Source organism: Rothia sp. HMSC036D11 (assembly GCF_001814205.1).
Taxonomy (GTDB): domain Bacteria; phylum Actinomycetota; class Actinomycetes; order Actinomycetales; family Micrococcaceae; genus Rothia; species Rothia dentocariosa.
On record NZ_KV815279.1, the window covers coordinates 1 to 5264 of the forward strand.

General features: G+C 53.4%; 2 rRNA genes. Both read left to right on the top strand.

Annotated features, from left to right (window positions below):
- Nucleotides 1-253: 253 nt before the first annotated feature.
- Nucleotides 254-1780, top strand: a 16S ribosomal RNA gene (locus HMPREF2958_RS04035).
- Between the two features lie 341 nt (nt 1781-2121).
- A 23S ribosomal RNA gene (locus HMPREF2958_RS04040) occupies nt 2122-5222 on the top strand.
- The 16S and 23S rRNA genes sit together here, the layout of an rRNA operon.
- The last annotated feature ends 42 nt before the right edge of the window (nt 5223-5264 follow it).

Here is a 5264-nt window from a genome sequence, read left to right on the forward strand (position 1 = left end):
TTTTTTTTGGTGGGGTGTTGGTGTGCGGGGTTGATACCGTATATGTTTTTTGATCTTATTGAGGTCATGTTTTTGGTGTGGTCTTGTAGTTCTGAAAATTTTGTTGTGGTGTCTGCTGGTTGGGACATTCGTGTGGGGTGCAGAGCATGGGGTGCGTTGGTGTGCCTGGTGTTGTGTGTCCTTGTTTTTTGTTTTGTCAGTAGTTCATTGTTTTTTTGAGAGTTATGGGATCATGCGTTTGCTTTTTGTTTTTGTAACGGAGAGTTTGATTCTGGCTCAGGACGAACGCTGGCGGCGTGCTTAACACATGCAAGTCGAACGATGAAGCCTAGCTTGCTAGGTGGATTAGTGGCGAACGGGTGAGTAATACGTGAGTGACCTACCTTTGACTCTGGGATAAGCCTGGGAAACTGGGTCTAATACCGGATACGACCAATCTCCGCATGGGGTGTTGGTGGAAAGCGTTATGGAGTGGTTTTAGATGGGCTCACGGCCTATCAGCTTGTTGGTGAGGTAATGGCTTACCAAGGCGACGACGGGTAGCCGGCCTGAGAGGGTGACCGGCCACACTGGGACTGAGACACGGCCCAGACTCCTACGGGAGGCAGCAGTGGGGAATATTGCACAATGGGCGCAAGCCTGATGCAGCGACGCCGCGTGAGGGATGACGGCCTTCGGGTTGTAAACCTCTGTTAGCATCGAAGAAGCGAAAGTGACGGTAGGTGCAGAGAAAGCGCCGGCTAACTACGTGCCAGCAGCCGCGGTAATACGTAGGGCGCGAGCGTTGTCCGGAATTATTGGGCGTAAAGAGCTTGTAGGCGGTTGGTCGCGTCTGCTGTGAAAGGCTGGGGCTTAACCCTGGTTTTGCAGTGGGTACGGGCTAACTAGAGTGCAGTAGGGGAGACTGGAATTCCTGGTGTAGCGGTGGAATGCGCAGATATCAGGAGGAACACCGATGGCGAAGGCAGGTCTCTGGGCTGTAACTGACGCTGAGAAGCGAAAGCATGGGGAGCGAACAGGATTAGATACCCTGGTAGTCCATGCCGTAAACGTTGGGCACTAGGTGTGGGGGACATTCCACGTTTTCCGCGCCGTAGCTAACGCATTAAGTGCCCCGCCTGGGGAGTACGGCCGCAAGGCTAAAACTCAAAGAAATTGACGGGGGCCCGCACAAGCGGCGGAGCATGCGGATTAATTCGATGCAACGCGAAGAACCTTACCAAGGCTTGACATATACTGGACTGCGTCAGAGATGGCGTTTCCCTTCGGGGCTGGTATACAGGTGGTGCATGGTTGTCGTCAGCTCGTGTCGTGAGATGTTGGGTTAAGTCCCGCAACGAGCGCAACCCTCGTTCTATGTTGCCAGCACGTGATGGTGGGGACTCATAGGAGACTGCCGGGGTCAACTCGGAGGAAGGTGGGGATGACGTCAAATCATCATGCCCCTTATGTCTTGGGCTTCACGCATGCTACAATGGCCGGTACAGAGGGTTGCGATACTGTGAGGTGGAGCTAATCCCTAAAAGCCGGTCTCAGTTCGGATTGGGGTCTGCAACTCGACCCCATGAAGTCGGAGTCGCTAGTAATCGCAGATCAGCAACGCTGCGGTGAATACGTTCCCGGGCCTTGTACACACCGCCCGTCAAGTCACGAAAGTTGGTAACACCCGAAGCCGGTGGCCTAACCCTGGTGGGGGGAGCCGTCGAAGGTGGGACTGGCGATTGGGACTAAGTCGTAACAAGGTAGCCGTACCGGAAGGTGCGGCTGGATCACCTCCTTTCTAAGGAGCTCAACTATTGTTTGGTTGGCCATGCTGCTCGCGAGTGTCGGGTGGGTGGTTTGCTCATGGGTGGAATGTCAGCCCCTTTTTTGTTGTTTGTTTTGTTTCACGGTGTTGTGTATACGTCATCATTGTTTTGTGTGTTGTTCGGGTGCGTTCTTGGGTTTTCGGGTTGCACGCTAGGTGTGGTCTGAGTTTGTGACTGGCTGGTGCTGGTGCTGGGGTTGTTCTCGGTGTTGGTGTTGGTGTGGTTTGTTGTTTGAGAACTATATAGTGGACGCGAGCATCTTCTGGGAACTGCACGGTTGTGTGGTTTCTTGATTCTTCTTTTTCTTGATTGTGTGTAAGTTGTTAAGGGCACACGGTGGATGCCTTGGCATCAGGAGCCGATGAAGGACGTGTGAATCTGCGATAAGCCTCGGGGAGCCGATAACTGGGCGTGGATCCGAGGATTTCCGAATGGGGAAACCTCGCTCATCGTTGTGGTGGGTGACCGCTGGTTGAATGTATAGGCCAGTTGGGGGGAACGCGGGGAAGTGAAACATCTCAGTACCCGCAGGAAGAGAAAATAATAATGATTCTGTTAGTAGTGGCGAGCGAACGCGGATGAGGCTAAACCTGTGGTGTGTGATAGCGGTTAGGTGTTGCATCATGGGTGTTGTGGGAGTTGTTGTGGTGGTTCTAACTGGTCACCGGCGTAGTGCATGATGGTAGGCGAACTGGCTTGGAATGGTCGACCGTAGTGGGTGAGAGTCCCGTAGTTGAAAGTGTTGTGTGTGCGTTGACAATGTCCCGAGTAGCACGGGGCTCGTGGAATCTCGTGTGAATCTGCCAGGACCACCTGGTAAGTCTAAATACTTCCTGATGACCGATAGTGGATCAGTACCGTGAGGGAATGGTGAAAAGTACCCCGGGAGGGGAGTGAAATAGTACCTGAAACCGTGTGCTTACAAGCCGTTATAGCCCCCTTTTGTGTGGGGTGGTGGCGTGCCTTTTGAAGAATGAGCCTGCGAGTTAGTGTTTTGTCGCGAGGTTAACCCGTGTGGGGTAGTCGTAGCGAAAGCGAGTCTGAATAGGGCGTTGTAGTGGCAGGATCTAGACCCGAAGCGGAGTGATCTATCCATGGCCAGGTTGAAGCACGTGTAAGAGCGTGTGGAGGACCGAACCCACCTAGGTTGAAAACTGGGGGGATGAGCTGTGGATAGGGGTGAAAGGCCAATCAAACTCTGTGATAGCTGGTTCTCCCCGAAATGCATTTAGGTGCAGCGTTACATGTTTCTTGCTGGAGGTAGAGCTACTGGATGGCCGATGGGCCCGCGAGGGTTACTGACGTTAGCTAAACTCCGAATGCCGGTAAGTGAGAGTGTAGCAGTGAGACAGTGGGGGATAAGCTTCATTGTCGAGAGGGAAACAGCCCAGACCATCAACTAAGGCCCCTAAGCGTGTGCTAAGTGGGAAAGGATGTGGAGTTGCTGAGACAACCAGGAGGTTGGCTTAGAAGCAGCCATCCTTGAAAGAGTGCGTAATAGCTCACTGGTCAAGTGATTCTGCGCCGATAATGTAGCGGGGCTCAAGTACACCGCCGAAGTTGTGGCAATCAGTCTTTGTGGCTGGTTGGGTAGGGGAGCGTCCTGCATGAGGTGAAGCTGCCACGGGAGTGTGTGGTGGATTGTGTGGGAGTGAGAATGCAGGCATGAGTAGCGAATCACGGGTGAGAAACCCGTGCGCCGGATGATCAAGGGTTCCAGGGTCAAGTTAATCTGCCCTGGGTTAGTCGGGGCCTAAGGCGAGGCCGACAGGCGTAGTCGATGGAGAACGGGTTGATATTCCCGTACCAGTGAAGGACCGTCCATACTGATATTGTGATGCTAACCATGCCGATCACGGTGTCATGAAGTTTTTCTTTGTGGTGTTGTGGGGTGTGTGGGACCCAAGCTTTGGAGGTAAGCGTGTTAACAGGTGTGACGCAGGAAGGTAGCCAAGCCACGCGGTGGTTGTCGTGGTCTAAGCGTGTAGGATGACTGGTTGTTAAATGCGCCGGTTGTGTGTCTGAGACGTGATGGGACCCCTTGTTTGTGGGGGATTTGGTGATCCTATGCTGCCGAGAAAAGCATCGGCGTGAGGTTTTAGCTGCCCGTACCCGAAACCGACACAGGTGATCAGGTAGAGAATACTAAGGCGATCGAGAGAATCATGGTTAAGGAACTCGGCAAAATGCCCCCGTAACTTCGGGAGAAGGGGGGCCCTGAGCGTGATCTGCCCGTGCGGTGGGGAGCGTGTAGGGGTCGCAGAGACCAGGGGGAAGCGACTGTTTATCAAAAACACAGGTCCGTGCGAAGTCGTAAGACGAGGTATACGGACTGACTCCTGCCCGGTGCTGGAAGGTTAAGAGGATTGGTTAGCCCTGTGTGGGCGAAGCTGAGAATTTAAGCCCCAGTAAACGGCGGTGGTAACTATAACCATCCTAAGGTAGCGAAATTCCTTGTCGGGTAAGTTCCGACCTGCACGAATGGAGTAACGACTTCCCTACTGTCTCAACCATGAACTCGGTGAAATTGCAGTACGAGTAAAGATGCTCGTTTCGCGCAGCAGGACGGAAAGACCCCGTGACCTTTACTATAGTTTGGTATTGGTGTTTGGGTTGGCTTGTGTAGGATAGGTGGGAGACTGTGAAGCCGCTACGCTAGTGGTGGTGGAGTCGTTGTTGAAATACCACTCTGGTCAATCTGGATGTCTAACTTCGGGCCATGATCTGGTTCAGGGACAGTGCCTGATGGGTAGTTTAACTGGGGCGGTTGCCTCCTAAAGTGTAACGGAGGCGCCCAAAGGTTCCCTCAGCCTGGTTGGCAATCAGGTGTTGAGTGTAAGTGCACAAGGGAGCTTGACTGTGAGAGTGGCGACTCGAGCAGGGACGAAAGTCGGGACTAGTGATCCGGCAGTGGCTTGTGGAAGCGCTGTCGCTCAACGGATAAAAGGTACCTCGGGGATAACAGGCTGATCTTGCCCAAGAGTCCATATCGACGGCATGGTTTGGCACCTCGATGTCGGCTCGTCGCATCCTGGGGCTGGAGTCGGTCCCAAGGGTTGGGCTGTTCGCCCATTAAAGCGGTACGCGAGCTGGGTTCAGAACGTCGTGAGACAGTTCGGTCCCTATCCGCTGCGCGCGTTGGAGAATTGAGAAAGGCTGTCCTTAGTACGAGAGGACCGGGACGGACGAACCTCTGGTATGTCAGTTGTACCGCCAGGTGCATGGCTGATTGGCTACGTTCGGGAGGGATAACCGCTGAAGGCATCTAAGCGGGAAGCCTGTTTCGAGATGAGTTCTCCTGGCACTCTTTGTGGTGTGTGAGGCTCCTTAGAGATGATGAGGTTGATAGGCCGGGTATGGAAGCGTTGTAAGGCGTGGAGTTGACTGGTACTAATAGGCCGAAGACTTATTCACACTATAGTTGTTGGTGGTGTTTGCGTTCGCTGTATAGTTTTG